Genomic DNA, 2,571 nt, shown 5'->3' with positions numbered 1-2,571 from the left:
GTGCTCGCCAGCCGCTCGCTGCCGCTGCGCTTCGCCGCCGACGAGCACCGCCTGATGGTCAGCGGCGCCGGCGCGGAAGGCGAAGGCGGCGATGCGGCGGCGGCCGGCCTGCTCGCGCCGGACGAACATCGCGTGATCGTCTGCCGCGACGCCGTCGCGCACGAGCGCTGGGTACCCGAGTCCTGGCAGCTGGTCGACAGCAACGAGGCCGCGGTGGCGAGCGCCGGCGGCGCGGTGGCGGCGACCGTGCTGCTGCACTACCACGGCAACCGTGCCTTCGAGACGCTGGCCGAACAGGTGCACCGGCTGCGGCGCACGCGCGGCAGCGCGCTGAAGATCGTCGTGCGCGAGGACCAGGAAGCGATGCGGCAGCACTACGAGCTGCTGTTGCTCAATCTCGGCGCCAATCTGGTGATCGCGCGGCGCACGCCGTTCGCGCGCGTGCAGGCGATGCTCGAGGGCGTGCAGGGGCAGGTGTTCTCGCGTCCGCTGCCGGCGGACTACCGCACCGCGCTGTCGGCGGTGCTGACCGGCTCGGCGATCGGCTACGTGCCGCCGGCCGAATTCATCGACACGGTGCGCGGCGCGGTCGAACAGGGCCGGACCATCCGGCTGCCGCACGTGCTGCTGCGCCTGACGCTGCTGCCGGAGGTCGCGCATATCGACGCGCTGCGCGCCTGCCGCATGAACCGTACCGGCGATATCTGCAGCGCCGATGCCGACAGCGTCTATGTGTTCTTCTTTGCCTGCCGGCTCGACGACGCCGACGCGGTCTGCCGGCGCGTGTTCCAGCGGCCGCTGGAGGCGCTGTTCTCGGGCGAGCTGCGCTGCGGCGACGCGCCGACCATCGAGGCCGCGCTGAACGCGTTCGCGCAGCAGGCCGCGGAGCGGACGCTGCCCGACTACAGCGGCTGGCTGCAGGCGCGGGAGGAAGCCAGCGCGGCGGCGGTGGCGGAAGGCGCTGCGGTGGCCGAAGGCGCCACGGTGCCCGCCATGCCGGCCGAGGCAAGTCCGCAGGCCGGAGCCGGTGCCTGGCCCGAGGACCGCGGCGAACATCGCGCCGACATTCGCGCCGAAATCACCGCTGAAAATCGCGCGCGGAATCGCGCCGAGGATCACGCCGAACATCGGGCCGGCCCCAGGCTGCCGCTGCTGTCCCCGCTCGATGCGCTGCGGCCGGCCGCAGCGGCTCACGCCACGCATTCCAAACCCCGCACCGCGCCGACGCCGGCCGCGGTGCCGCTCAAAGCCCGGGAATAGCATCGCCATGCGCGTCTTTATCGGATATTTCATCTGGGGCCTGATACTGGCCGCCCCCGTCGCCTGGCTGATCTGGAAGCTGGACCTGATGCGCGTGATGCCGCGCTGGTTCCAGCCGCGCCAGCGCCGCGCGGTGCGGCTGCCGCCCCAGCTCGAAGGCATCGTGATCCGCGGCAAGCGGTGGCAGGCGCCGAAGGACGGCACGCGATGAAGACGATCGCCATCGTCGCGCCGGTAGGCGGCGCGGGCCGCAGCACGATGACCGCCGCGCTGGCCTCGCTGCTGGCCGGGCGCGGGCATGCGGTGCTGGCGCTGGAGTGCGATCCGCGTAATCTGCTCGGCCTGCATTTTGGCCTGCGCGAGCCGGTCGAACGCGGGCTGGTCGACGCGGCGCTGCGGCCGTCGGCGAGCGACTGGGCCACTGCGGCCCTGCGCAGCGACGACGACGTGCTGCTGGTGCCGTGGGGTCAGGTGGATGGATTGCCTCGCGACAACGGTGGTGGCGACAGCCACGGCCACAGCCACGGCGACGGCGACGGCGACGGCGAACGCGAACGCGAACGCGAATGCGAATGCGGCGGCACCGATGATGACGCCGAGGCCGTCGCCACGCGCTGCCTGATCGAGCAGCCGCACTGGCTGCGCGCGCTGCTGGCGCAGGTCGACCTGCCCGACGACGGCATTGTCCTGATCGATACGCCCGCCTGGCCGGCCCTGCATGCCACGCAGGCGCTCGCCGCCGCGGATCTGGCGCTGGTGCTGGCGCCGCCCGAGCCGGAGGTCTGCGCCACGCTGCCGCGCATGCAACATGCGCTGGAACGGATCGGCCTGCCCTATCGCGTGGTGGCAACGCGGGTCCAGCCCGCGCGCCAGCTGCATGGCGATGTGCTGGCGCTGCTGCGCACCCGGCTGCGCGAGCGGCTGCTGCCCTATCAGGTGCATCTGGATCACGGCCTGCCCGAAGCGCTGGCGCGCGGCGAGAACTTCTGCCGCGCGATGCCGCATTCGCAGGCCGCGCACGATCTGCAGGGCATCGCAGCCTGGCTGTCGCAATGGATCGCGGCATCGCTCGGCGCGGCCGCGCAAGACGCGGGGACACGCAGATGATCCTCGGCGTGCTGCTCGACCTGACCCTGCGGCTGCGTGCCGCGCTGGCCCAAGGCCTGGATCTTGGCGAGCGGCCCGCGCGCAACGAATGGCTGGTGCGCCTGTTCTTCCGCCCGGCGCGGCCCGGCAAGCGCGACTGGCCGGCCGAGTTTGCCGCGTGGCTGTCGGCCCGCTCCGCCGAGCGTCTTGGCATCGATCCACGGC

Annotated in this window: 4 protein-coding genes; all 4 read left to right on the top strand. The window is 72.7% G+C overall.

Features of this window, described 5'->3' with window-relative positions; genetic code table 11:
* The coding region (gene bcsE, locus AC6EI8_RS26020; RefSeq protein ID WP_498383330.1) for a cellulose biosynthesis protein BcsE at positions 1-1,260 on the top strand (1,260 nt) is incomplete at its 5' end.
* A 7-nt stretch (positions 1,261-1,267) separates the two neighbouring features.
* Positions 1,268-1,471, top strand: coding sequence for a hypothetical protein (locus AC6EI8_RS26015; RefSeq protein WP_149319785.1), 204 nt, complete (start codon positions 1,268-1,270; stop codon positions 1,469-1,471).
* A complete protein-coding gene (locus tag AC6EI8_RS26010; protein ID WP_498383329.1) occupies positions 1,468-2,367 on the top strand; it encodes a cellulose synthase operon protein YhjQ/BcsQ in 900 nt (299 codons plus the stop codon). The genes AC6EI8_RS26015 and AC6EI8_RS26010 overlap by 4 nt, the downstream gene beginning before the upstream one ends.
* A gap of 8 nt (positions 2,368-2,375) precedes the next feature.
* A partial coding sequence (locus AC6EI8_RS26005; RefSeq protein ID WP_498383328.1) for a hypothetical protein occupies positions 2,376-2,571 on the top strand: 196 nt, incomplete at its 3' end.

It is taken from the genome of Cupriavidus sp. R6-3 (assembly GCF_059772245.1).
Note: the sequence above shows the minus strand (reverse complement) of the source record. Positions and strands in the feature narration are given on the sequence as shown.

What these genes read in the sequence shown, in the direction of transcription:
- AC6EI8_RS26015 (WP_149319785.1), top strand. Translation starts at nt 1,268, where the DNA reads ATGCGCGTCTTTATCGGATATTTCATCTGGGGCCTGATACTGGCCGCC.
- AC6EI8_RS26010 (WP_498383329.1), top strand. Translation starts at nt 1,468, where the DNA reads ATGAAGACGATCGCCATCGTCGCGCCGGTAGGCGGCGCGGGCCGCAGC.